The 22031-nt window shown below is 55.0% G+C and carries 23 protein-coding genes and 1 pseudogene; 2 read left to right on the forward strand and 22 right to left on the reverse strand.

What is annotated here, in order from left to right; translation table 11 throughout:
• The 14 genes and pseudogenes from C7J97_RS12605 to greA all read right to left on the reverse strand — a co-directional run.
• Nucleotides 1-429, reverse strand: a 429-nt coding sequence (locus tag C7J97_RS12605; RefSeq protein WP_147232797.1) for an RNA polymerase sigma factor, incomplete at its 3' end; no start/stop codon positions are given.
• 116 nt (nucleotides 430-545) lie between these two features.
• Nucleotides 546-1250, reverse strand: coding sequence for a zf-HC2 domain-containing protein (locus tag C7J97_RS12610; protein WP_005946129.1), 705 nt, complete (start codon nucleotides 1248-1250; stop codon nucleotides 546-548).
• On the reverse strand, nucleotides 1243-1755 hold the full coding sequence (locus tag C7J97_RS12615; protein ID WP_003533443.1) for an RNA polymerase sigma factor: 513 nt from the start codon (nucleotides 1753-1755) through the stop codon (nucleotides 1243-1245). The genes C7J97_RS12610 and C7J97_RS12615 overlap by 8 nt, the downstream gene beginning before the upstream one ends.
• A gap of 257 nt (nucleotides 1756-2012) precedes the next feature.
• A pseudogene (locus tag C7J97_RS12620) lies at nucleotides 2013-2141 on the reverse strand (Maff2 family mobile element protein); the annotation flags it as partial.
• Nucleotides 2142-2279: 138 nt separating this feature from the next.
• A complete protein-coding gene (locus C7J97_RS12625; RefSeq protein WP_113992529.1) occupies nucleotides 2280-4061 on the reverse strand; it encodes a VirD4-like conjugal transfer protein, CD1115 family in 1782 nt (593 codons plus the stop codon).
• A complete protein-coding gene (locus C7J97_RS12630; protein WP_170126675.1) occupies nucleotides 4058-4516 on the reverse strand; it encodes a PcfB family protein in 459 nt (152 codons plus the stop codon). The genes C7J97_RS12625 and C7J97_RS12630 overlap by 4 nt, the downstream gene beginning before the upstream one ends.
• A 30-nt stretch (nucleotides 4517-4546) precedes the next feature.
• Nucleotides 4547-4987: a DUF3846 domain-containing protein gene (locus tag C7J97_RS12635; protein WP_113992531.1), complete on the reverse strand. Its 441-nt coding sequence runs from the start codon at nucleotides 4985-4987 to the stop codon at nucleotides 4547-4549.
• 11 nt (nucleotides 4988-4998) lie between these two features.
• On the reverse strand, nucleotides 4999-5469 hold the full coding sequence (locus C7J97_RS12640; protein WP_113992532.1) for a hypothetical protein: 471 nt from the start codon (nucleotides 5467-5469) through the stop codon (nucleotides 4999-5001).
• A gap of 67 nt (nucleotides 5470-5536) precedes the next feature.
• Nucleotides 5537-6460 carry a ParB/RepB/Spo0J family partition protein gene (locus C7J97_RS12645; RefSeq protein WP_113992533.1) on the reverse strand — a complete coding sequence of 308 codons (924 nt, stop codon included), beginning with the start codon at nucleotides 6458-6460 and terminating at the stop codon, nucleotides 5537-5539.
• Nucleotides 6417-7283, reverse strand: coding sequence for a ParA family protein (locus tag C7J97_RS12650; protein ID WP_113992534.1), 867 nt, complete (start codon nucleotides 7281-7283; stop codon nucleotides 6417-6419). Before C7J97_RS12650 ends, C7J97_RS12645 begins: the two co-directional genes overlap by 44 nt.
• On the reverse strand, nucleotides 7249-8115 hold the full coding sequence (locus tag C7J97_RS12655) for a DUF6017 domain-containing protein (RefSeq protein ID WP_113992535.1): 867 nt from the start codon (nucleotides 8113-8115) through the stop codon (nucleotides 7249-7251). The genes C7J97_RS12650 and C7J97_RS12655 overlap by 35 nt, the downstream gene beginning before the upstream one ends.
• Before the next feature lie 127 nt (nucleotides 8116-8242).
• A complete protein-coding gene (locus tag C7J97_RS12660; protein ID WP_113992536.1) occupies nucleotides 8243-8473 on the reverse strand; it encodes a DUF6462 family protein in 231 nt (76 codons plus the stop codon).
• A gap of 291 nt (nucleotides 8474-8764) precedes the next feature.
• Nucleotides 8765-10276 (reverse strand): lysine--tRNA ligase, encoded by a 1512-nt coding sequence (gene lysS, locus C7J97_RS12665; RefSeq protein ID WP_113992537.1) that lies wholly within the window; start codon nucleotides 10274-10276, stop codon nucleotides 8765-8767.
• A 12-nt stretch (nucleotides 10277-10288) separates the two neighbouring features.
• Nucleotides 10289-10774, reverse strand: coding sequence for a transcription elongation factor GreA (gene greA, locus C7J97_RS12670; RefSeq protein ID WP_055186361.1), 486 nt, complete (start codon nucleotides 10772-10774; stop codon nucleotides 10289-10291).
• Between the two features lie 324 nt (nucleotides 10775-11098).
• Here greA and C7J97_RS12680 point away from each other — a divergent pair, with 324 nt between their 5' ends.
• Complete coding sequence (locus tag C7J97_RS12680; protein ID WP_113992538.1) at nucleotides 11099-13420, forward strand: InlB B-repeat-containing protein; 2322 nt, start codon at nucleotides 11099-11101, stop codon at nucleotides 13418-13420.
• Nucleotides 13421-13504: 84 nt separating this feature from the next.
• Here C7J97_RS12680 and C7J97_RS12685 read toward each other — a convergent pair whose 3' ends face one another.
• From C7J97_RS12685 to C7J97_RS12720, 8 genes are all read right to left on the reverse strand, one after another.
• Complete coding sequence (locus tag C7J97_RS12685; protein ID WP_005920655.1) at nucleotides 13505-14143, reverse strand: GDSL-type esterase/lipase family protein; 639 nt, start codon at nucleotides 14141-14143, stop codon at nucleotides 13505-13507.
• 7 nt (nucleotides 14144-14150) lie between these two features.
• Entirely contained in the window at nucleotides 14151-15080 is a 930-nt protein-coding gene (locus tag C7J97_RS12690; RefSeq protein ID WP_113992539.1) for an ROK family protein, read from the reverse strand.
• Nucleotides 15081-15098: 18 nt separating this feature from the next.
• Nucleotides 15099-15803: an N-acetylmannosamine-6-phosphate 2-epimerase gene (locus C7J97_RS12695; protein ID WP_097783200.1), complete on the reverse strand. Its 705-nt coding sequence runs from the start codon at nucleotides 15801-15803 to the stop codon at nucleotides 15099-15101.
• Between the two features lie 4 nt (nucleotides 15804-15807).
• Complete coding sequence (locus tag C7J97_RS12700; protein ID WP_113992540.1) at nucleotides 15808-16257, reverse strand: NanQ anomerase/TabA/YiaL family protein; 450 nt, start codon at nucleotides 16255-16257, stop codon at nucleotides 15808-15810.
• A gap of 73 nt (nucleotides 16258-16330) precedes the next feature.
• Complete coding sequence (locus C7J97_RS12705; protein ID WP_113992541.1) at nucleotides 16331-17260, reverse strand: dihydrodipicolinate synthase family protein; 930 nt, start codon at nucleotides 17258-17260, stop codon at nucleotides 16331-16333.
• Nucleotides 17261-17286: 26 nt separating this feature from the next.
• Nucleotides 17287-18258: a carbohydrate ABC transporter permease gene (locus tag C7J97_RS12710; protein WP_097785621.1), complete on the reverse strand. Its 972-nt coding sequence runs from the start codon at nucleotides 18256-18258 to the stop codon at nucleotides 17287-17289.
• Between the two features lie 14 nt (nucleotides 18259-18272).
• The gene (locus tag C7J97_RS12715) at nucleotides 18273-19169 is read right to left on the reverse strand and encodes a carbohydrate ABC transporter permease (RefSeq protein ID WP_015537515.1); all 897 of its coding nucleotides are present in this window, start codon (nucleotides 19167-19169) and stop codon (nucleotides 18273-18275) included.
• Between the two features lie 131 nt (nucleotides 19170-19300).
• Nucleotides 19301-20653 (reverse strand): extracellular solute-binding protein, encoded by a 1353-nt coding sequence (locus C7J97_RS12720; protein ID WP_113992542.1) that lies wholly within the window; start codon nucleotides 20651-20653, stop codon nucleotides 19301-19303.
• Between the two features lie 486 nt (nucleotides 20654-21139).
• Between C7J97_RS12720 and C7J97_RS12725 the strand changes: the two genes are divergently transcribed.
• Complete coding sequence (locus C7J97_RS12725; RefSeq protein ID WP_113992543.1) at nucleotides 21140-21985, forward strand: MurR/RpiR family transcriptional regulator; 846 nt, start codon at nucleotides 21140-21142, stop codon at nucleotides 21983-21985.
• The last annotated feature ends 46 nt before the right edge of the window (nucleotides 21986-22031 follow it).

Consider the following 22031-nt stretch of genomic DNA (forward strand, 5'->3'; position numbering starts at 1 on the left):
ACGCCGCCCGGTTGTGTTGCCAGCCCGTCCATATCTCCGTCCAATCTCCCTATGCGTCAATCGTTGGAAGTAGTACAAGAAAATGATTTCCTGTTCCATCTGTGATAGTGCGGACAGGGCTGCGGCAAGCTCTGGACTTTCCAAAAGCACCATCTGACCACAGACGAAAAGCGGATAGCTGGTCATGCCGGATTGCTCCGCAAAGTATTTATCTGTGGTACTGAATGGATAGTGTTTTTCTTCTATCAGATATTCAAGCGAGATTTCCCGCTTGCGGCGGCTCCGTATGCTCCGGGCTGCGTCTATGGCAGCGTGGCGAATAACAGTCTTGCAAAAGGCATCGTGTGTATGCCGGATATGTTCTTGATACTTTTCGTGTTCGGTCATGGAAAATCCCCCTTTCTGAATAATGGCAGAGGGCGGCAGCATCTTGTGCTGTCGCCCTCTTGATTACCGAACAGCAAAGACGGGCGGGGCTGTCAACGGCGGCGCATTTGCGCCGTTCATCTTGACCGTTGACAGGCTCGGCTGGGTTTGCTATCTGCTCACGGCAATTCACTCTCATTGATAGGAATTGCCTCAAGTTCCGTATTCAAATTGTTCCAATAAGAGCCGATATCCGCACTTGTGAAATACTTAAAACCGCCTGCTGCTGACTTCAATTCGCCGTTTTTAACCCCATAGCAGGCGTAAATCAAATCGTAGCTTGTTCCATCTGAGAGGTTAAATCTAAAGCTGGTCACATCTGCTCCGGCAGTTTCCTCAGTCGTTTTGTCTTTTAGGGATAAGCCCTTGAACTTATCATACAGGGTCTTTATATCATTTTCAGCAACAACTACTTTCTTTTCTGCTGATGCAGGCACTCCGTCATAGTGGTACATTTCAACGTTTTCGACATCTTCAACCTCAAATGGGAAGTCGATTTTGACAGGCTCATAAGCAATGTTTATAGGTAACAGAAAGAGAGCTGTAAAAATTGCAATGATACAAAGAGCGATGGAAACGAGAACAGCAATCGTTATCTTTTTTCTGCCTCTCTGCTTTTCTTTTGCCTCATGGCGCATAATAACGCTTTCGCTTTCTTCGTGAAGAACATCTTCGCTCGTGTGAGAAAGCAATTTCTGATAAATTGCGTTACAGTCAGCACAGGCGTTCAAATGCTCTTTTACCATCTCTGCGCTTGCTTCGCTGCAAGCACCGTCAACATACAGCGGAAGAATATCTCGAACAATATCGCATTGTTTACTCATGCTTTTCATCCATCCTTTCTTGAATTTTTAGCTTTGCACGATGATAAGTAACTCTCGCCCATGATTCTGTTTTTCCAAAAATTGCAGCGATTTGTGAAAAAGATAGTTCCCCGAATACGCGAAGCTGAAAGACTTCTTTGTATGGTTCTTCCAAACGGTGAAGAACGAGGTGTATGCGGAACGCCATGTCAGAATCTGCAACTGAGTTCTCAACATTTTCATTTGATGGCAAGTCATTGATTTCACTCACATCAGCTACTCGCTGACGGCTTCGCATTTCATCATGGTAAAGGTTTTTTGCTATGGAGCAGAGCCATGTCAATTCATCTGACTTACCTTTGAATTGTGATGTTGTAGAGACAGCCTTATAGAATGTGTTCTGCGTGATTTCCTCTGCTATCTCACGATTTTTGGCAAGAGAAATAGTATACGAGTATACCTGTAAATAGTAGGCTTTATAGAGCTTTTCATAGTCCATACTTGTCATCACCTCCTTCAGCTTCATAGGTTAGACGGAGAAATCGGAATTTCGTTACAAAGAAGTTTGAAATTTTTATACCTTTACGCTACTCTTGCTTTGTGCGGACTATTGGTAGACGCGCATTAACGGCAAGTAAAGAGATTGCTGTGTCAGCTTGATATGTTCAAATGCTAATTAAGTATAGCATACAGCTATGAATTTTTCTATTGCGTTCCCCTGACTTCGGAATAGTGGCAGGGCTGGCTATCCTTGTTTTGCTTTGTGCTTCTCTACCGTACATGAGCATTGGAGCCGGGGTTATCGTTGCCGTAACCTTCCAGCAGATTGATAGCACCCCACACGCCGAGACCGGCACCCAGAGCGACAACCAGAGTCTGAAGAACTTCGATAGCAGAGTTAAAGAATTCCATAGCCGTTTCTCCTTTATAAATGAAAGTTGTAGACCGTCCGTACACACCTGAAGCTGCCTATTGAAGCCGCGAACTGCGGCGAGAGTGGACTTTCTGGTGTACCTCTCTGGTCAGGATAAAATAAAACCGCCTACCGGATCAGGCAGGCGGGAGCGAATCAGCGTCAATCACAACAAATTCATCATTGGGATTGATTTTTTCTTTTCGGTTCAGATATTTTTCAATATCGAAGGTGTTTTTGGGGTCGCAGTCTGAGGTCAGCTTGTAGTTAGGGTGCTGGGTCAGGTCGTACTTGTCGCTCAAGAATGGGCGCACACCACGCAGCTGCAAAATACACTTGCCGCCGTCCAGCACCGCCAGCTCGTCCCGGCTCAATAATTCGTGACCAAGTTTTTGGAACGATGTTCCGTAGGATGGCGAATTACCGCGCGTGTCCGAAGTGTTAAAAGAATCAATCGTTTCTTTTCCCAGAATTTCGGACAGGTCTTTCAGTGTACCGGGTTCCGAGCCTCCGAGGAAAATCTGGCTGTCCATGTTGCCCACAATGGTATCTGCGTTGTCCTTGTAGATGGCTTTCAACTGACTTCTCGCCTGCAAAACAAGGCAGGCGGAGATCTCACGGCTGCGAATGGTCGCCACCAACTTTTCCAAATTGGGAATCTGCCCGATGTTGGCGCATTCGTCAATCAGGCACCGCACATGGATGGGCAGCTTGCCGCCGTACACATCGTCTGCTTTATCGCACAGGAGGTTGAAAAGCTGGGTGTAGACCATGCTGATGAGGAAGTTAAAGGTTGAATCCGTGTCCGACATGATGAGGAACAACGCTGTTTTCTTATCGCCCAGCGTGTCCAGTTGCAGTTCATCGTACATGGTGAGATCACGCAGTTCTTGGATGTCGAAGGGGGCTAATCTGGCACCACAGGAAATGAGGATGGATTTTGCGGTCTTTCCGGCAGCCAGCTTGTAAAGTTTGTATTGCCGTCCGGCAAAGCTGTTGGGCTTCTTTTTCGCCAGTTCCTCAAACAGCAAGTCCACCGGGTTCTGATATTCCTCGTCATCCTCCAGCACCTGCATGGTGTTCAGCATTTCCAACAATGTTGCAAAATTCTGCTCCTCCACCGGGGCTTCATAATGCAGATAAGCGATCAGGGCAGTAAGCAAAAGACGCTCCGATTTTTCCCAGAATGGGTCCCCGCCGGACCCTTCACCCTTGGTGTTGGTCATCAGGGTCGTGACTAGTTTCAGAATGTCCTTTTCGCTGTGGACATAGGCGAAGGGGTTGTAGTGCATCGACTTTTTGAAGTTGATGGTGTTTAGGATCTTCAGCTTGTAACCGTTTTTCAGAAGTGCGTTCCCGCACTCGACCACGATACTACCTTTCGGATCTGTAACTACGAATGATACCGGAAAATTCTTGGAATCACATTGCAGCAGATTCGGCTTGATAAAGAACCTTGTCTTACCGCTGCCGGAGCCGCCGACTACCAGCACATTTTTGTTTCGGGCATTCTTGGGGTCCGGCGGGCGGTTGGACATCATCAGGCGTTCTGTTTTGGTTAGGATGATGTTGTCGGCGAACTTTGGTGCCATGAACGGCTCAATGTCCTTCGGAGTTCCCCACCGGGCAGAGCCGTACTCCATGCCATGCCGGTACTTTTTGGCGTTTTTGCCTTTCAGGTACACCGCCAGCCGTAACCCTGCACCTACTGCCAGACCCACCAGCAAATCAAGCGGATGCAGGCTGGGCAGAGGGTTTGCAAATGCCATCGGGAAGGTGCCCATCATCGCCATGATCTTATCGCCCAGCTCCTTGCCCTCGGCAAGCCGCCACGCTTCACCGAAGTTGGTTGCCACCAGCCCCAGCAAAATATAGGGCAGATACAGCGCCAGCAGCTTTGTCAGCTTTTTCGTGGTCACAGTCCACGCTCCTGTTCCTTGTGCCGGACTTTGCCGGGGAGTTCTGCCGCTGCCTGCACCAGTTCCTGCAATCGTGCCAGCACCGAAGGGCGTTTGTCCTTGTTCAGTAGGGACGCCGAATACTCCTTGAACGCCGAATGGAAGGCTTCTGCGTCCGGGGCTTTGAAAAAGACCAGATACCGGGGCGGCACCTCGGAGATGTCCTTGCGGATGGCATAGTCGATGCCGTACTTTTTGGCATAGCGTTCCAGCCCTCGGATACCGGTCTTGCTGATCTCCACGCTGGATACGCCCCGGTTCTGTCGCAGCAGGGTACGGACGCTTTGCTTGCCTTGGGAGGCTTTGTTTTTGTAGAGCCGTATGGCGGCTTTCACGCCATTCAGCACTGTCCGGGCAGACAACTTCGTGGTCGAAATCATCAGGTTGAATGATTTCTGCTCGATTTCTTCCTGCATTTGCATCACCCCCTGTGCAGAAAATAGGAATCAGCGGTCAAGACCTGCATCCTTCGATGGCGCAGCTTTGTTTTTCTCAGGGCGTACTGCCTCATCGGGTACACGAATGACCATCATCCGATGTCCCAGCCGGATAAAATCTTCGGGCTGGTGAAATTTCTTCTCAAACTTTTCAGCCAATTCCGGGGTGAGGGATGCGAAATCTTCCTCACCCAGACCGACCACCAGAAAGGTTCCGGCAACCACATCGTAGGCTTCGCCATGCTCATCCCGCAGGGCGCGGTTCAGGGGCAAACCCATCAGCTTGCCATCATCGTTGTAGACGATGGCAACCGGGTCGCTAAACGGGTAGCTGGCACCGATGCTGCCACCGACTGCCTGCTGCAATGCTTTCAGATCGTTGTCAATCTCGACCTGTTTCGGGTACTGCCCCGGCGCGATTTGCAGGACAGAAAGAGTGTTTTCTTCCATTCCGCTTCCCCTCAGTCGATGCAGATGCAGGTCAGCGCATCCTCATCGACCATCAGCGTGACACTGGCGGTTTCCAGATACTTCTGGATGGCAAACATATCGCTCATGGTCAGGGGTGCGAACTTGCCATTGTCCGTATAGCGGTGGAAAATCACCGACCCGGTCAGATACCGCTTGCCCATCAGCTTGATGACCTGCTTCGGGTTATAGCGGAAACCCAGCGGCTCCTCCTTGGAGATGCCGTAGCCGGCATCGTCCTCGTCAAAGCAGGGCAGGATGTGCGGAACCTCCTCCGGCTGGATCACGGTCAAATCCAGAACGGGTGACACAGCGGCGAAATAGACATCCGTGCTGGCAAGCTCGTTCTGCATTGCCATGTGCATGAACGAAAAGAAGCCAGTCACTGCGTCGTCGATGTGGTCGATTTTCTTGCTCATGGTGTCGATGGTCTTTGCGGTCTTGAAATCAATGGTATTGTTCATAGGCGTTTCCTCCGTTATTTTTACAAAATAAAAAGACCCGAATCGGGTCTTACGGTTCATCATGTGGTCAACGCTCGTTGCTGCGCTGACGTTTTTTCTGCCACTGATCCAGCAGTTTGATGATAATATCTTCCATCTGTTTGGGCGTGTAGGAGCGCGGAAAGTATTTCCGCAGGGTTTCATTCTTGATGGTCACGGTGTCTAGCTCACTCTTTTTCTCCTTGCCCATCACATCAAAGGCGGCTTCATAACTGAACTCGCCTTGCTGTGCCATCTTTTTTAGCTGCTGCGCCTGTGAAAGAGAGGGGGCATTCTGCGTGTCGTTCATAGCCTCTAAAAAATCCCGCTGTTGGGCTTCGTCCAAATAGGACAGTTCCACCGCAGGATTAAACGAGATTTTCTTCTCGTCCACCATGTCCAGCAATTCAGGGACAAGGTTTGTCAGGCGGATATATCGCTTGACATTATCCTTGCTCATTCCTGCATCTTTTCCGATTTTTTCGGCACTCAACTTCGGTGCAATTTGCACCGAAGTTAAATCTGACCTAGCACCCTGATTTTTTATAGCTTCTAGCTTCATCTTAAATGCGAAGGCGCGTTCGCTGGGTAGGATGTGTTCTCTCTGTAAATTGGAATCGACCATCAGTATCGTGGCTGCATCATCCTCCATATTGCGTACAATGACAGGCAAGGTATCCAGATGCGCAAGTTCCGCAGCGTGTTTCCGGCGATGCCCGGAGATAATCTCATAGCCGCCCTCTGGTCTGGGGCGGGCAATCAGCGGCGCAAGGACACCAAACTGCGAAATGCTTTCCACCGTCCGGGTCATTGCATCATCGTCCAGCACCTTGAACGGGTGGTTCTTGAACGGAAACAACTCGTTGACGGGAATCTGCTGTACCTGTTCTCGCTGTTCCTCCTGCCGGGTTTCCTCCGAACTGAACAGGTCATCTAGCCCTTTCAGAGCTACGTTTAATCCGTTTTTCGGCATCCGCCAACACCTCCCTCGCTAAAGATTGGTAGGCTTCTGCCACCTTGCCCTTGGGGTCGTGCTGGAAAATGCTCTTGCCTGCGGCACTGGTTTCGGCGGCACGGACAGACCGGGAAATGGTCTGGTCGAACACTTTGATTTTACTGCCGTATGCTTGGCGTATCAGGGTGTCAATCTGCTTTCCGTAATTTGTGCGGCTGTCCGTCATGGTGAGCAGGATACCCTCGATTTTTAATTTCGGGTTGATCTGCCGCCGCACCTTGCCGACAGTCTGCAAAAGCTGTTCCAGACCTTTGGCGGACAGGTATTGTGCCTGAACGGGAATCAGCGTGGTGTCAGCCGCCGCCAAAGCGTTAATAGTGAGCATCCCCAGAGAGGGCATACAGTCCAGCAGGATATAATCGTACTCCCGTTTTGCTCCGTCCAGCACCTGTTTGAGCATTTTCTCACGGTTCATACTGTTTACAAGAGCCACTTCCAGTCCCGCCAATTCGATGTTGGCAGGGATAAGGTCTACGCCCTCTGCATGATGCAGGATGCCCTCACCGGGCTGGATGGGCTGGTCGTTCATTGCCTTTTGTATCAGCGTAGACAGTGTGGTGGGCAGTTCGTCCGGCTGCTGCCAGCCCATGCTGATGGTAAGACTGCCCTGCGGGTCGGTGTCCACCAGCAGAACTTTCTTGCCCTCCATTGCCAGCCCAATGCCCAGATTTTCACAGGTGGTGCTTTTTCCGACACCGCCTTTCTGGTTCGTGACTGCGATAATCGTTGCTTTCTTTGCGATAACATCACCCCGCCTTCCGGGAACCGTGCGCAAAGTCATGGTTCGTTAAGTTCTGATAGTGTAGATTCATGGTCGTGGGCGCATTGTAGAGCGATGCCAGAAGATACTGTTTCATGTTCCGCACGGGGGTCGCATTTTCGGCAAGGCTGTTCAGCACAAAGCGGATGTGGTCGGCATTCAGCTTTTTCAGCCGACTGCGCACCACCTCGGCAGGCTTATCATCCCCGGCGATTCGGAGCATCCTTCGCTTGGTGGCACAGGTGTCCACCAGCAAATCCACGATCTGATAGATGGTGTCCTCATCATCCGGGAAAAGCCGAAGCAGCAGTTCGACCTCCAATGCCTGATAAAAATAATCCTCAAGCTGTTCCCGAATGTCCCCTGAGTGGATAGGATCAGGTTTATTCATCTCTGTCTTATTCTTATCAGTCTTATTTGCTTGCGGTTTTTGCCGCTCCTGAACTGCGCTTTGGGCAACGCCTGAATTGCTGTTTGCGCAATTCAGATTGTGCGTTTTTGACAGCCCTGTGGTGAAGTCTTTGACGTAAATCAGGCTGGGTTTGCCCAAACCGCGCCGTTTGCGCTCGATCAGGTCGATTTGTTCCAGTTCCCGGAACAACTTGACCGCCTTGTGTTCGGCGCAGCAGAGCGATTTCTGCACTTCCCGGACAGTGTAGATGATATACACCCGTCCCTGCTTGTCCATCCAGCCGTTCTTGACCGACAGGCTCATGCGGTCGAGCAGAATGCCGTACAGCGTCCGGGCATCCGTGGAGAGCTGCCGGAAACAGCTGTCCTGAAACAATGCCTTTGGGATGCGGAAGTAGGAAAACAGTTCGCCCGACTGCCCATAGAAATAGTTGAGCGTCATTTGGTGTGTCCTCGAATTTTCAACTCTAAGCATTTCTTCATGTGCAAAACCTCCTTGATTCTGATTTTCGGGCAAAAGAAAAAGCGCACCTTCGGATGGAAAGTGCGCTATGTAAGAATATCCTGATTCAGTTGCTCTTGCGATGCTGTTCCAGATAATCGTCCAGAATGTCCAGATCAATAATCGCTATCTTTTTTATGCGGAGTAGTGCGTGAGCTTCCTGTGCCAGCTTTCGGAACGAAATCTTGCCCATCGAATAGAGAGCCATTCCTTCTTCGTAGCCGACGTATCTCTTTTTCTTTTTGGCCAGAATTTTTTCCAGTTCGGGAACTTCAAACGAAGCAGCTTTATGTTCCATGACATTCTTCTCCTTTGTCAAGGGTAGTGGTATACTTGCGTTATCAGGATATAGAAAGAGGACACCTCACGGTCAGCAATCGCTGATGGTGAAATGTCCTCTTGGCTGTTTTCTCGTTTACAGTTCTCTGCTGGTAGCCAGAATGCGAGAATCCGTCTGTACTAACAGGGATTTTTCTGCATCTCCGTCAGTCCATGCGGAAATCCGTCAAGGATGTCAGCTTTCTGACACTTTCCGTGTCGGAATCCGCGATGTATTTCATTGTCGGAGACACAAAGATTACCACGTAGCTCAGTTAGATTCAGGACGCATCGTGGGGAACAGCAACACGTCACGGATAGAGGCACTATCGGTGAGCAGCATCACCAGACGGTCTACGCCGAAGCCCAGACCGCCCGTGGGGGGCAGACCGTACTCCAGTGCGTTGACGTAGTCGTAGTCCACCTGTGCCTTGCACTCGGGCTCCAGGGCCTTGCGCTCGGCCACCTGACGCTCGAAGCGGCCCTTCTGGTCGATGGGGTCGTTCAGCTCGCTGAAGGCGTTGCCGTACTCGGTGCAGTCGATGAAATACTCGAAGCGCTCGGTGAAGGCGGGATCATCCGGCTTGCGCTTGGCCAGCGGGCTGATCTCCACGGGGTAATCGTAGATGAAGGTGGGCTGGATCAACTTGTCCTCCACAAAGGCATCGAAGAACTCGGCCAGAATGGCGCCCTTGGTGGGCACCTCGGGCAGCTCCACGTTGTGCGCCTTGGCGGCAGCGATGGCGTCCGCATCGGTCTGCCAGTCGTTGAAGTCCACACCGGAATACTTCTTCACAGCCTCCACCATGGTCAGGCGCTCCCAGTGGCTCATATCGATCTGCTTGCCCTGATACGGGATGACCAGACTGCCGCAGATCTTGAGGGCAAGGCGCTTGTACAGCTCCTCTACCAGATCCATCATGCCATGGAAATCGGTAAAGGCCTGATACAGCTCGATGGTGGTGAACTCCGGGTTGTGCTTGGGGTCCATGCCCTCGTTGCGGAAGATGCGGCCCACCTCGTACACGCGATCCATGCCGCCCACGATCAGGCGCTTGAGGTACAGCTCGGTCTCGATGCGCAGCACCATGTCCATGTTCAGGGTGTTGTGATGGGTGTAGAAGGGGCGTGCAGAAGCGCCGATCTCGAACGGGGTCAGGATGGGGGTATCCACCTCCAAAAAGCCCTTCTCGTCCAGATAAGCGCGGATCTCCTTCAGGATGCGGCTGCGCTTGATGAAGGTGTCCTTCACCTCCGGGTTGGCGATCAGGTCCACATAGCGCTGACGGTAACGCATCTCGGTATCGGTCAGGCCGTGGAACTTCTCGGGCAGGGGGCGCAGGCTCTTTGCCAGCAGGGTCAGCTCAGTGGCGCGCACGCTCAGCTCGCCGGTCTTGGTGCGGAACACCTCGCCCTTCACGCCGATAATGTCACCCACATCCAGCTTCTTAAAAGCGGCGTAGGGCTCGTCGCCCAGCTCATCGCGGCGGACGTAAAGCTGGATATCGCCCTTGTCATCGCGCAGGTGGGCAAAGCTTGCCTTGCCCATGACGCGCTTGGACATCATACGGCCTGCCAGTGCCACCAGCTTGCCGCTGTCGGTCTCGTTGGGCAGTTCCTTAAATTCTTCCTTCAGGTCGGCGGAATACGCGTCCTGCGGGAACTTGGTCAGGGTAAAGGGGTCGTTGCCGGCGGCCTGCAGGTCGGCCAGCTTCTGGCGGCGCACCTGTACCTGCTCGCTCTCGGACAGACCCGCAGCGGGGTTTCTCTTTTGCTCTTCCATGGTTACTCCTACTTAGTTTGCAGAATGGGTGATAGCCAGCACAGTGTACTCCACGGTCTGGCCGGTGGGCAGCAGCACTTCGACCTTTTCGCCCACAGCCTTGCCCATCAGGGCGTGGCCCACGGGGCTCTCATCGCTGATCTTGCCGTTGAAGGCGTCAGCCTCGGTGCGGCCCACGATATCGTATTCCTCGGCTTCGTCCTCGCCAGTCTCACGGATGGTAACGTGGGTACCAACGGAGACGTTATCCACGCTCAGCTCGCTCTCGTCGATTATAACTGCGTTCTTGATGGTCTGCTCCAGCTCGGTGATGCGGTTCTCCACCAGACCCTGCGTATTCTTGGCCTCGTCGTACTCGCTGTTCTCAGACAGGTCGCCGTGGCTGCGGGCTTCCTTGATCTCTTCAGCCAGCTCCTTGCGGCGGACGGTTTTGAGGTATTCCAGTTCCTCCTGCATTGCCTTCAGACCGGCAGCGGACATCTTGATCTCTTGTGCCATTTGAGAATCTCTCCTTGTTATTAGCTGTATTTCTTTCGCGCAGCCACAAAGCCGCACAGGAATGCCATTTTGACTACACTATTATAATAGCAAGCCGGTGCCTTGTCAACAAAAAAGGCGGTGCTGGGGCAAAAAAAGCACGCAGAACGGAAGAACGGCAGGGGCAGAGCCGATCAAAGAGTGATACTTTCGATAATTCGTGCTCTTTTTGGGCATTTCGCGCCATTTCCCTTCCAAAATACGATAAAATGTAATATAATGGAAGTACCGCAATGCATACCCCCCCCCCCGTAAATAATACGAGGGGAAAAAGGAGGTTGTACCATGAAACAAGGCAAACTTATCCGACGTGCAGTATCGGCAGCGCTAGCCGGATGCATGATGTTCACCCTCTCAGCCCCAGCTCTGGCTGAGAGCACTGATGCACTGATGCAGTTGAACATCAGCGGCAACCGTGCGGTCAGTGTGCTGGATGCGGAGAACGTCGCAGAGGAGATCAAAATCAATAATAATGTGATCGACCCGGCGGATTATGAGAACATTGTCGTCACCCCAGGCAACTATACCTTCCACTATGACCCGGTGCAGAAGATACTGACATCTACCAATACTACTAAGACGATTAATACTATTACCATTGAGGTGCCGGATGATGTTGACGTGGTGCTGGATGGCAAGGAAAACATTGCAGTCCACAACTTGACCATCAATAGAGCCCACGACGTGACAATTTCCAGCGACAACTACTCCGCTATCGGCCGCAGGGCAGTGATCACCTGCACCGGAAAAGTGACTATCAATGCACCGGAAGGCACCTATGCTATAGGCTATACGAGCAATGCAGATGGTACGCTGATCATCCACAGAGCTAACGAAGTGGAAATCGATGCATCGGGCAGTTCTCGGGTCTTGAGCGGCTATGGCAAGGCTGACATCACTTGCGACGGCCCTGTGACGATTCACGGTGAGAAAGATGGCGGCAGTGTACTCGCAAATGCTGGTAACTTTACCTACCACCGCACGGATGGTGCAGACTACGTCTACTTTACCAGCGAAGACGGGGAAGAGGGAGCCATTGATGCCGGTGTTACCCCCATTGAGGCGAATGCACGCTACAGCTATCTCCGTATTGAAGAAAAGCAGGATGCTCACCTCAAGGTGAACAATGGAACCGCCACAGCAGGCGATACAACCAGCGGAGAACTGGACAGCTTCAACGGTCAAAAAGTGACCGTCACCGCCCAGATCGATGAAACTGACGATCGAAAATTTGACGGCTGGGAAGTAGTAAATGCTCCCGCAGGCTTTACGATCTCTGCCGAAAAACTGGCGCAGAAGGAATTTTCGTTCATCATGCCTACAGGCAATGTAGAACTGACCGCACACCACAGCAACAAGCTTGAGGTGTCCGGCGGTACTGCCAAAGTGAACGGTAACAGCAATGCAGATTTTGCCCGCCCGGGCGCAGCCGTTACCGTGACCGCAGGCAGCCCCGAGGATTACCAGTTTGACCACTGGGAGGTATCTGGCGGCAATATCGGCAAGACCGAAGAGGAGCTGAAGGTCAGCCCTCTGAGCTTCACCATGCCGGATGCAGCCGTCAAGCTGACCGCTGTCTACAAGGCTGCTGTCAAGGTGAGCAACGGTACTGCCCAAACGGACAATACCACCGGTGAGACGGTGTATGCACTGGAGGGTGCATCCGTTACCGTGACCGGTCACGACAGCAACGCAAGCTTTTCCAAGCTCGTAGGCTGGAAGCTCAAAAAGGGCAGCCTTACTGCAATCATCGATGCGGACGGCAATAGCCTGAATGTTACGGTGGACGCAGAAAACAATTATCTGCTGGATGCCAGCGGGGCAAAGATCAAAAACGAAACTTTTATGTTCACCATGTCTGACAAGCCTGTGGAACTGAGTGCTGTCTACAGTATTCCCGCCATCGCAATGAGTCTGCCGGTCATCGTGGAAGGCGGTACAATCAATGGCACGCAGGACAGCTTTGTGCGCGTAAAGGCGGGCGAAAAAGTCACGATCAAGGCTGATGCACCTGCTGAAAACATGCAATTCCATCACTGGAAAGTGGAAGAAGGCACCAGCGCGGACTTTGGCGTAACGGTCGGCACGCTTGGCTCTGATATGGAGCAGGGTACTGAGGAGATCGCATTCATCATGCCCCGGGGTGCTGTCAGACTGACAGCACAGTGGTCCGCTACTCCGGCGACCCGACCCGATCCAGATCAGCCGCTGGACGAGGATTTCGGTGTTGATACTCCTCAGCCGAAGCCCGAACCTGAAGAGCCCGAAGAGCCCGAAGCACCCGCAGAGTCCGCCGCCGGTGCTATTGCAGCAGTTGCCATTGGCGGCGCAGCAGTCTGGGGCGGCTACGAGATCACTACCCGCGCCATCCTGAAGAACCTGCTGCCCGCAGATGCGGCCATCCCCAAGACTCAGGGCCAGCTGGCTGAGCTGCTGTGGCAGAACGCAGGCTGCCCCCAGCCCACCGTTGCACAAGCCACCGATGCCGCTGCCGCCGCCCGCTGGTGTGTCGAGCAGGGCTATCTGGAAGAGGATTTCGCCCCGGAAAAGTATGTACCCAAATACAAGGTAATCCGTATCCTCAAGCAGGCTAAAAGCGCCACATAACCTCTGATATCATCTCACATCACCGCACAAAAATGGACGGAGGAGCGTCTTTGACGTTCCTCCGTCCATTTTCTTTTAACACACTCAGACCAGCTTTGGCACCTCTGCGGTCAGCAGCTCTGCCAGCCGGGCGTGACCCTTGCAAGTCAGGTGCATAAAGTCCACCTCGTTGAACTCGCACTCGGCGGCGTCCATAAAGTGCACGCCCTGCCGCTCGGCCACAATGCGCAGCTGTTCGGCGACCCCGCGGGATTTCTCCACGCAGCCTGCGCCCATGACGGCATCGTGGAAGCCGTCCTTGATGCAGGGCGGTGCCACCACCAGAATGTTAGGCGCTTTGCCACCCCAGCAGTCCACGCTCTTGACCTTGAGCAGCAGCCGCTCCATGCCCGCGCCGATGCAGGCGGCGTTTGCGCCAAAGCGCTCCTTAACGTCGTTCGTGCCCAGCATGATGATGAGCAGGTCGATGACCTCGTGGCTCTTAAGCAGGGCGTAGGCCACGCTCAGCGCATCCATAGACTCATGCAGCGGATCCACGAACACGGTGGTGCGGCCGGAAAGACCTTCCTCGGTGACCAGATATTCCTCGCCCAGCGCCTTTTGCAGACGGCAGGTCCAGCGCTCGTCCTCGTTGAAGCGGATGCCGTGGTCGGCGCAGTCGTTGGGGTCGGCGCAGTAGCCGTGGGTGTTGGAATCACCCAGACAGAGAATATGCTTTTTCATAACCAAATCACTCCTTTTCCATCGTCTGCCGGAAGTAGTATACAGCGCCCACCATACCGGCATCGTTGTGCAGCTGTGCGGCACGAATTTCCAGTCCTTCGGCAAAGGCGGGCATGACGGATGCTTTCACCTTTTCAGCGATAGGCTCGATGAGCAGCTTCTGCTGGGCGGACACGCCGCCGCCGATCAGGATCAGCTGCGGGTTGAAGATATGCACCATGCCTGCAAGCCCCTGCGCGATCTCGTCCGTCCATGCGTCCAGCAGCGCCAGCACGGTCTCGTTGTCCGCTTCTGCGGCGGCAAAGATGGCGCGGCCATCCTTCCATGCCGGGTCTTTTTCCTGCGCGGCGCGCACCAGAGCAGTGGTGGCAGCGTAGCGCTCCCAGCAGCCCTTTGCGCCGCAGGTGCAGTCCACGCCGTCCAGCGCATGGGTGCGGTAGTGGCCCAGCTCGCCGCCCAGACCCCGCGCACCCTCCAGCAGACGGCCTCCGGTCAGGATGCCGCCGCCTACGCCAGTGCCCAGCGTCACGCCGATGACGTCCGTATAGCCCTGTGCACCGCCGACCCACACCTCGCCCAGCGTCATGCAGTTGGCGTCGTTGGCTACCGTGACCGGCAGACCAAAGGTCTTTTCCAGCTCCGCCTTGATGGGTGCGCCGATGTAGTTGGGCAGGTTGCCGCAGGTGCCCGCCACGATACCCTTGCGGCTGTCGATCTGCCCGGTGGCAGAAACGCCGATGCCCGCAAGGCTTTCCGCCGGGACGCTCTGCGCGGCAAGGAAAGCTTGTGCAGCCTTCAGCACCGTGGTCAGGATGGTGGTGCGGTAGCCGTCAAAGCTTACGCTCTCTTCGGCTTTCGCCAGCACCGCACCGGTCTCGTCCACGATGCCCAGCTTGACGGCGGTGCCGCCGATATCGATACCAAGATAGTGTTTCATAGCAGGCACTCCCTTGTGTTATTTTTTAGCGGCGTTGATGGCACCGGTAAAGCGTGCGGTGATCTCTGCCGGGCGGGTAATGGCACCGCCCACCACCAGTGCAAACGCACCGGCCTCCAGCGCCTTGACCGCCTGCTCCGGGTAGTGGATATGACCCTCGGCAATGATCTTTGCCGGGCACTCTGCGGACAGCTTGCGGATGAAGTCAAAGTCGATATCATCAATGCCGGTGGTCTCCGGGGTGTAGCCGCGCATGGTGGTGCCTACAAAGTCGGCACCTGCCTCGGCGCAGAGCATGGCGTTTTCAAAGTTATCGCAATCAGCCATCACCAGCTGCTCAGGGTACTTTGCCTTGATGGCGCGGATGAACTGTGCCGAGGTGGAGCCGTCCGGGCGCAGCGCACCGGTGCCCTGCACGGCAAGGATGTCCACCCCGCAGGCCACCAGCTCGTCCACTTCCTTCATGGTGACGGTGATGTACATGGGCGTGCCGGGGTAGTCCTTTTTGATGATGCCGATGACCGGCAGGTCCACCACCTGCTTGATCTGGGTAATGTCCCGCACGGTGTTGGCGCGGATGCCCACAGCGCCGCTCATAGCGGCAGCTTTTGCCATCAGGGGCATCACGCCGCCCTCCTTGGTGTACAGGGGCTCGTGCTCCAATGCCTGACAGGACACGATGAGTCCGCCCTTGATCTGTGCAAACAGCTTTTCCTTATCCATGGTCTTACTCCTCCATTCTGATTTTGACGACCGCCTTGCGCACGCTGACACAGCCGTGCTGTACAAGGCCGGGCTTATGCAGCTCCTCCGGGAAGAACAGCACAAAGCGTCCCTCGCCCAGTGCACCGGTCACCACGCTGGCGCTGGCCTGAAAGCCGCAGTCCCCGGTAAACTCCCCGATCTCCGCGCCGGGCAGATTGGTGTAGCCCCAGCCCTCGCTGCCGGTAAGGTCCACCTGTAAATCAGCATAAAGCTTGTGGTACTCCGGGTGGTAGCCCGCGTCCGGGTGCAATGTGGCGTCCATCAGGTTGATGAACACCTTGTCGCCGTCCACCTCGGTGCGTCCCAGCGGCATGGCGGCAAGGTCGTGGGTAAGCAGGTAGTCAATGGCGGTATCCAAGTTGGGGTGCAGCCCCCTGTACCGGCCAAGATGCTGCAGGGTATCGCAGATCATTCGCGTTTCCTCCAATAAAAGAAGCGCCCGCCTCCCCTCTGAAAAAGAGACGGAGAGGGGCGCTTTTATTCTGTTACAGCTTTGCGATGGCAGCTTCGATCATGGCCTGTGCCTCGGCCACGATGGGCTCATCCTCGGGGATCAAGCCGGGCATCGGGGCGCGCACGCTGCCCAGTTCCAGCCCGTACATCCGGCGCAAAATCTCCTTTTGCACGGCATACAGGTTACCGTGGGCAGAGCACATCTTGTAGATGATGCGGTTTGCCTCATACTGGATGGCACGGGCCTTTGCGATCTCGCCCTTTTCCAGATGGGCATTCATGGCCAGATACAGCTCCGGCATCACGGCGTATGTGCCGCCGATGCCGCCGTCTGCGCCGATGACGCGGCCGGAAACAAACTGCTCGTCCGGGCCGTTGAACACCACAAAGCCCTCCTCGCCGCGGGCGGCGATACCGGCATCCTTGAACATCTGGATGTCCTGCGTGGGCATGGAGCTGTTCTTCACTGCGATCACGTTGGGATTCTTCAGCATCTCGTTCAGCAGGCTCATGGTCAGCGCCGTACCAGCCAGCTGCGGGATATTGTAGATGACGAACTCGGTGTTCGGGGCGGCAGCGGACATATCGTTCCAGTACTTGGCAATGGCGTACTCCGGCAGGTGGAAGTAGATGGGCGGGATGGAGGCAATGGCGTCCACGCCCACGCTCTCGGCGTGGCGTGCCAGCTCCATGCTGTCGGCGGTGTTGTTGCAGCCGACGTGGGCAATCACGGTCAGCTTGCCCTTGGCTTCACTCATCACGGCTTCCAGCACCGTCTTGCGCTCGTCAACGTGCTGGTAGATGCACTCGCCGGAGGAGCCGCCCACATACACGCCCTTGACGCCCTTGGCGATCAGGTGGCGGGTCAGCGCCTTGACGCCCTCCACCGAAATGTTGCCCTCTGCGTCATAGCAGGCGTAAAAGGCAGGGATGACACCCTGATATTTTTTGATATCTTTCATGTTTCAAGCCCTTCTTTCTGTAATTTTTAGCCTTTAACCGCACCCATTGCGATGCCCTTGGTGAAGTACTTCTGGAAGATGAGGAAGATGATGATGATCGGCACTGCGGCCAGTGCGGCACCGGCCATGATCAGGCCGAAGTCGGTGCTGTTCTCTGCCTGCAGCTTTGCAATGCCCAGCGAGATGGTCAGGTTGCTGGTGCTGGACAGCATGATCAACTGCATGAAGTAATCGTTCCAGCTGTTGATGAAGGTAAAGATGGCCAGTGCACCGATACCGGGCTTGACCATGGGCAGCACGATCTTGACAAAGGTACGTGCCTCGCTGGCGCCATCGATGCGGGCAGCCTCCAGCATTTCGGTGGGGATGCCCTCACTGAACTGCTTCATCAGGAACACGCCGAACGGCCAGCCCACGATGGGGAAGATGACCGCCCAGATGGTGTTGTACAGGTTCAGTGCGCTCATCTCGCGCAGCAGGGGGATCAGGATGACCTGCTTGGGCAGTGCCATAGCGCAGACGATGAGGGTGAACAGCAGCTTGCGGCCCACAAAGCGCTTTTTGGCCAGCGCATAACCGGCCATGGCGGCGGTCAGGCAGGTAAGGATCATGGACATGACTGCCATGAACACGGTGTTGATCATCCAGCGGATGGCAGCGGGAGCCATGGGGCCTACCGAGAAGTAGACGGGCTCGCCGTTGGCGCTGAACTTGGAGCCGAAGGGCACGGCCAGCTGCCACAGCGGGGCACGCTTGCCGGCAAACAGCTTCTGGTAGTTGGTCAGCACCCACTGGCTGGGCCACCACTCCGGGGTAGTGGCGTTGATGGCTGCGCCGGTCTTGAAGGAACCGGTGATGATCCAGTACAGCGGGAAGGCGAACAGCACCGCCATGATGCTGATGAGGATGATCGCCAGAATGGCGTAGGCGCTCATCTTTTTCAGTTTACTGGGATGGCGCTCCAACGGTTTTTGCTTTTTTGCAGCAGTTGCACGCATTGTTCCGCACCTCCTTAATTATCCTTGTTGCCCAGCTTGAACTGGACAGCAGACAGAATGGCGATGATCACCGCCAGCACCACGCCCATGGCGTTGCCGTAGCCGTACTTGTACTGCTTGAAGGCGGTGTAGTAGATGTAGTACATAATGGTATCGGTCTTGTGGTTGGGGCCGCCGGAGGTCAGCAGCTGGATCAGTGCAAAGCACTGGAAGGAGTTGATGGTGGTGATGACCAGAATGTACAGGGTGGTGGGCATAATGGCCGGCCACTTGATCTTCCAGAAGCACTGGAAGTCGGTAGCGCCGTCCACCTCGGCAGCCTCCACGATGGACTGATCCACGTTGCCCAGTGCCGAAACGTACAGCACGATGGGCTGACCCACGGAGGTAGTGAGCAAAATCAGGATGATACAGCCCAGTGCGAACCGCTCGTCACCCAGCCAGTTGATATTCTTGTCCAGAATACCAAGGCTCTTGCCCAGATAGTTGAAGATGCCGTAGTAGTTGTTGTACATCCACTTCCACACCACGGTAACGGCGACCGAGCCGGTGACCACGGGCAGGTAGAACACGCAGCGGAAAAGGCTTGTTGCCCACTCCGGCAGGTCTACGATGGCGGAGGACACCCACAGCGAGAAGATGCAGGTGATGGGCACCGACACGATAACGATGACGAAGGTGTTCTTTAATGCACCAAGGAAGATGGGGTCGGCAAACAGGGTCTTGTAGTTTGCCATCCCCACAAAGATATCCGCGCGGTTCATGGTGGAGTCAAAGAAGCTGGTCACCACGCAGAGGATCATGGGGTAGATGACGAAGCCCAGAAAGAAGATCAGGCTAGGCAGCAGGAAGCAGTAGGAGGCGAAGGTTTCGCGCCGTACCAGCGCACTGCTGCGTTTGGGCTCTTTCATTGCCGTCTTTGCAGCCAAGAGGATCACCAGACCTTTCGTTTGAGAGTGTTTTTTCCGTAAAAGGGCCCCTCCCTCACCCGGAGGAAGGGGCCTTGCGGTTCAGCTGTGATGCAGTTCAGAAAAAGTAGTGCTTATGCCTCGGCGGCAGCGGCTGCGTTTGCGTTGTCCACGAAGGTCTTGACGGCAGTCTCGACGGCCTCGCCGGAGCCCACGCGCTGCAGCATGTTCCACCACTCGGTACGGGCAGTGGTCCAGCCCGGGGTGATCTGGTAGTAGTCGCCCAGATAGCCCATGAACTTGCTGTACTCGCTCATGACCTCGTTGCCGGCGTAGATGTCGCCCACGCTGGTGCGGACGGGGAAGTAGGTGGAAGCCAGCACGCTGTCCTTGACCTGAGCGGGGTCGGCAGCGATGAACTCGATAAAGGTCTTTGCAGCCTTGATCTTGGCCTCGTCGCCGTTATCAAAGATGCCGAAGCCCCAGATGCCGCCGCACAGCTTCGGGTCGCCGCTTTCGGTGGGGAATGCCATGGGGAAGATCTCGTCGCCGCTGATGGTCTGGCCTGCGGCAGCGGTGTCAGCGTTCAGCTGCTGTGCAATGTTCCAGCAGAAAGCCATCTGCAGGGTGCCGTTGCGGAACAGGGTGATCTCCTCGCCGCCGTTGATGGAGGGATCGAAGTTGACGCCCTTTGCATCGTACAGAGTCTGAATGGCCTTGATGTTCTCGGCAGAGTCGGCGGTGTACTTGGTGTGGGCTGCATCGGTAAAGGTGCCGCCGTACATATTGTTGATGATGGCGCGGGTGCCCTGGTCGCCGCCCTGACCGCTGCAGTAGATGGCTGCCACGTTCTCGTAGCCGCCCTTGTACAGTGCGTCCACAGTGTTCAGGAAGCCCTCGGTGCTCCAAGTGTGCTTGTCGGTATCAATGTACTTGTCCGCGCCCACTTCCTTGACCTTGGTCATGTTCACGGCCATGCAGTGTGCGGTCATGCACAGGGGGTACTCGTAGTAGTCGCCCTTCTCGTTGTGGCAGGCAGACTCCACAGAAGCGTAGATGTCTTTCTTGGCGTCGTCGGTCCACAGATCGTTCAGCGGAGCCATAACGCCCTTGGCACCCCAGTTGGCCACCAGACGCTCGGGGCCTTCCATGACCAGATCGGGTGCGCTGCCGCCCTCGATGGCGGTGTTCACCTGATCGTCGCCGTTGGTGTAGTCCAGATACTCCACGGTCACCTTGATGTCGGGATACTTTGCGTTGAAGCTGGAGATCAGGTTCTGGACGGTATCGTCATTGCCCCAGCCGCCGATGGGGTATGTCCACAGCTTGATGCTTGCGCCGGTGCTGGCTGCACTTGCAGCAGAGGAAGCGGTGGAGGAAGCAGCAGTGCTGGTGGAGGAGGAACCGCCGCAGGCGGCCAGTGCACCGGCAGCGCCCAGAATACCGGCAGCCTTCAGGAAGGAACGGCGGGAAATGCAGTTTTTCATGGTAGATTCTCCTTGTTCATCTTCTTCGACCCATCGGGGGATCGTACTCCGTTTTGCTCGTAGCGGCTGCTCGTGTCCGCAGCCGTTGTTTGTAGCCTAATTATAGAAAATTATTTTCATTTTGTCTATTCGTTCTTTTCATAAATTTTCATTTTCAAACCCGGCAGTCTGCACAAAATTGTGGGATATCAGAAAAAACACAATATTTTCATCCACTTTACTTGTCAAAATAGTTGCAAAACGGTACACCTTCTCCCGTTGTTCTGAAAATCGCTTTCAGTTATAAAATTGTAAAAATGAAAAGCATTTTCACTATTTGGGGCATTTTTTCCTTCAAAACTGTGCCCTCTGCACAGAATCGGCGGGTAAAATGTGTTCATTACGCCTCTTGCACAGCGGCGCGGTTTCTCTTATACTTTTATATAAGAAGGTAAGCACGAACACGGCACCGGCACCCGCCGGCGGCCTAAGTCAGGAGAGGGAAGAATGTCTACAAATTTTTGGGAGCTGCTGCAGCAGCATCAGGGCGACCTGACAAAATCCGGCCGCACGGTGGCCGAATATCTGGTGCAGCACGCCGCGGAGGCACAGTATCTGTCCATATCATCGCTGGCCAGAGAGTGTCAGGTGGCCGAGGCCACGGTGTTCCGGTTCTGCCGGGCGCTGGGCTTTGAGGGCTACCACGAAATGCGCATTGCGCTGGCGCAGGCCAATGCCACCGGTGTGCTGGTAAACCAGCAGGAGCCCGCCCCGGACGCCGACACTGCCACCCTGTGCGAGCACGCCTCAGCACTGTTCATGACCGCCATCAATGGCACCCAGAACGCCCTTTCGCCGCAGGCGGTGGATCAGGCTGTGGCGCTGCTGCACAGCGCCCGGCAGGTGTTCTGCATGGGACAGGGCGGCAGCATGGCCGCCGCCAAAGAGATCTGCGCCCGGTTCGCCTGCATCACCAACAAGTTCCGCGCCGTTGCCGACAGCCATATGCAGGTCATGGCTGCCAGCCTGATGACCGAGCAGGACGTGGTGCTGTTCGTCTCCTACTCCGGCGCTACCCGCGACCTGATGGAGACCCTGCGCACCGCCAAGACCAACGGCGCAAAGATCATCCTGATCACCCACTACGAGGACTCCCCCGGCGCAAAGCTGGCAGACATCGTGCTGCTGTGCGGCGCACAGGAAAGCCCGCTGGATTCCGGCAGCATCCCCATCAAGGTGGCGGTGCTGTATGTGGCCGAGGTGCTGGTGCTGCGGTACATTCTGGACGATAAGCCCGGCAGCACCGAAGCGCAGGAGCGCACCACCGAGGCGCTGGCTGTAAAGATGCTTTGAGCATCGAATTAAAATTTTAGGGATAACGGAGCATCCGGGGATGCTC

Source organism: Faecalibacterium prausnitzii (assembly GCF_003324185.1).
Lineage (GTDB): Bacteria > Bacillota > Clostridia > Oscillospirales > Ruminococcaceae > Faecalibacterium > Faecalibacterium prausnitzii.

What these genes read in the sequence shown, in the direction of transcription:
- C7J97_RS12705 (WP_113992541.1), bottom strand. Translation starts at nt 17,260, where the DNA reads ATGAAAGATATCAAAAAATATCAGGGTGTCATCCCTGCCTTTTACGCC.
- C7J97_RS12635 (WP_113992531.1), bottom strand. Translation starts at nt 4,987, where the DNA reads ATGGAAGAAAACACTCTTTCTGTCCTGCAAATCGCGCCGGGGCAGTAC.
- C7J97_RS12645 (WP_113992533.1), bottom strand. Translation starts at nt 6,460, where the DNA reads ATGCCGAAAAACGGATTAAACGTAGCTCTGAAAGGGCTAGATGACCTG.
- C7J97_RS12655 (WP_113992535.1), bottom strand. Translation starts at nt 8,115, where the DNA reads ATGACGCTCAACTATTTCTATGGGCAGTCGGGCGAACTGTTTTCCTAC.
- C7J97_RS12650 (WP_113992534.1), bottom strand. Translation starts at nt 7,283, where the DNA reads ATGACTTTGCGCACGGTTCCCGGAAGGCGGGGTGATGTTATCGCAAAG.
- lysS (WP_113992537.1), bottom strand. Translation starts at nt 10,276, where the DNA reads ATGGAAGAGCAAAAGAGAAACCCCGCTGCGGGTCTGTCCGAGAGCGAG.
- C7J97_RS12685 (WP_005920655.1), bottom strand. Translation starts at nt 14,143, where the DNA reads ATGAAAAAGCATATTCTCTGTCTGGGTGATTCCAACACCCACGGCTAC.
- C7J97_RS12660 (WP_113992536.1), bottom strand. Translation starts at nt 8,473, where the DNA reads ATGGAACATAAAGCTGCTTCGTTTGAAGTTCCCGAACTGGAAAAAATT.
- C7J97_RS12610 (WP_005946129.1), bottom strand. Translation starts at nt 1,250, where the DNA reads ATGAGTAAACAATGCGATATTGTTCGAGATATTCTTCCGCTGTATGTT.
- C7J97_RS12680 (WP_113992538.1), top strand. Translation starts at nt 11,099, where the DNA reads ATGAAACAAGGCAAACTTATCCGACGTGCAGTATCGGCAGCGCTAGCC.
- greA (WP_055186361.1), bottom strand. Translation starts at nt 10,774, where the DNA reads ATGGCACAAGAGATCAAGATGTCCGCTGCCGGTCTGAAGGCAATGCAG.
- C7J97_RS12720 (WP_113992542.1), bottom strand. Translation starts at nt 20,653, where the DNA reads ATGAAAAACTGCATTTCCCGCCGTTCCTTCCTGAAGGCTGCCGGTATT.
- C7J97_RS12715 (WP_015537515.1), bottom strand. Translation starts at nt 19,169, where the DNA reads ATGAAAGAGCCCAAACGCAGCAGTGCGCTGGTACGGCGCGAAACCTTC.
- C7J97_RS12615 (WP_003533443.1), bottom strand. Translation starts at nt 1,755, where the DNA reads ATGAAGCTGAAGGAGGTGATGACAAGTATGGACTATGAAAAGCTCTAT.
- C7J97_RS12695 (WP_097783200.1), bottom strand. Translation starts at nt 15,803, where the DNA reads ATGGATAAGGAAAAGCTGTTTGCACAGATCAAGGGCGGACTCATCGTG.
- C7J97_RS12640 (WP_113992532.1), bottom strand. Translation starts at nt 5,469, where the DNA reads ATGAACAATACCATTGATTTCAAGACCGCAAAGACCATCGACACCATG.
- C7J97_RS12700 (WP_113992540.1), bottom strand. Translation starts at nt 16,257, where the DNA reads ATGATCTGCGATACCCTGCAGCATCTTGGCCGGTACAGGGGGCTGCAC.
- C7J97_RS12725 (WP_113992543.1), top strand. Translation starts at nt 21,140, where the DNA reads ATGTCTACAAATTTTTGGGAGCTGCTGCAGCAGCATCAGGGCGACCTG.
- C7J97_RS12630 (WP_170126675.1), bottom strand. Translation starts at nt 4,516, where the DNA reads ATGCAGGAAGAAATCGAGCAGAAATCATTCAACCTGATGATTTCGACC.
- C7J97_RS12710 (WP_097785621.1), bottom strand. Translation starts at nt 18,258, where the DNA reads ATGCGTGCAACTGCTGCAAAAAAGCAAAAACCGTTGGAGCGCCATCCC.
- C7J97_RS12690 (WP_113992539.1), bottom strand. Translation starts at nt 15,080, where the DNA reads ATGAAACACTATCTTGGTATCGATATCGGCGGCACCGCCGTCAAGCTG.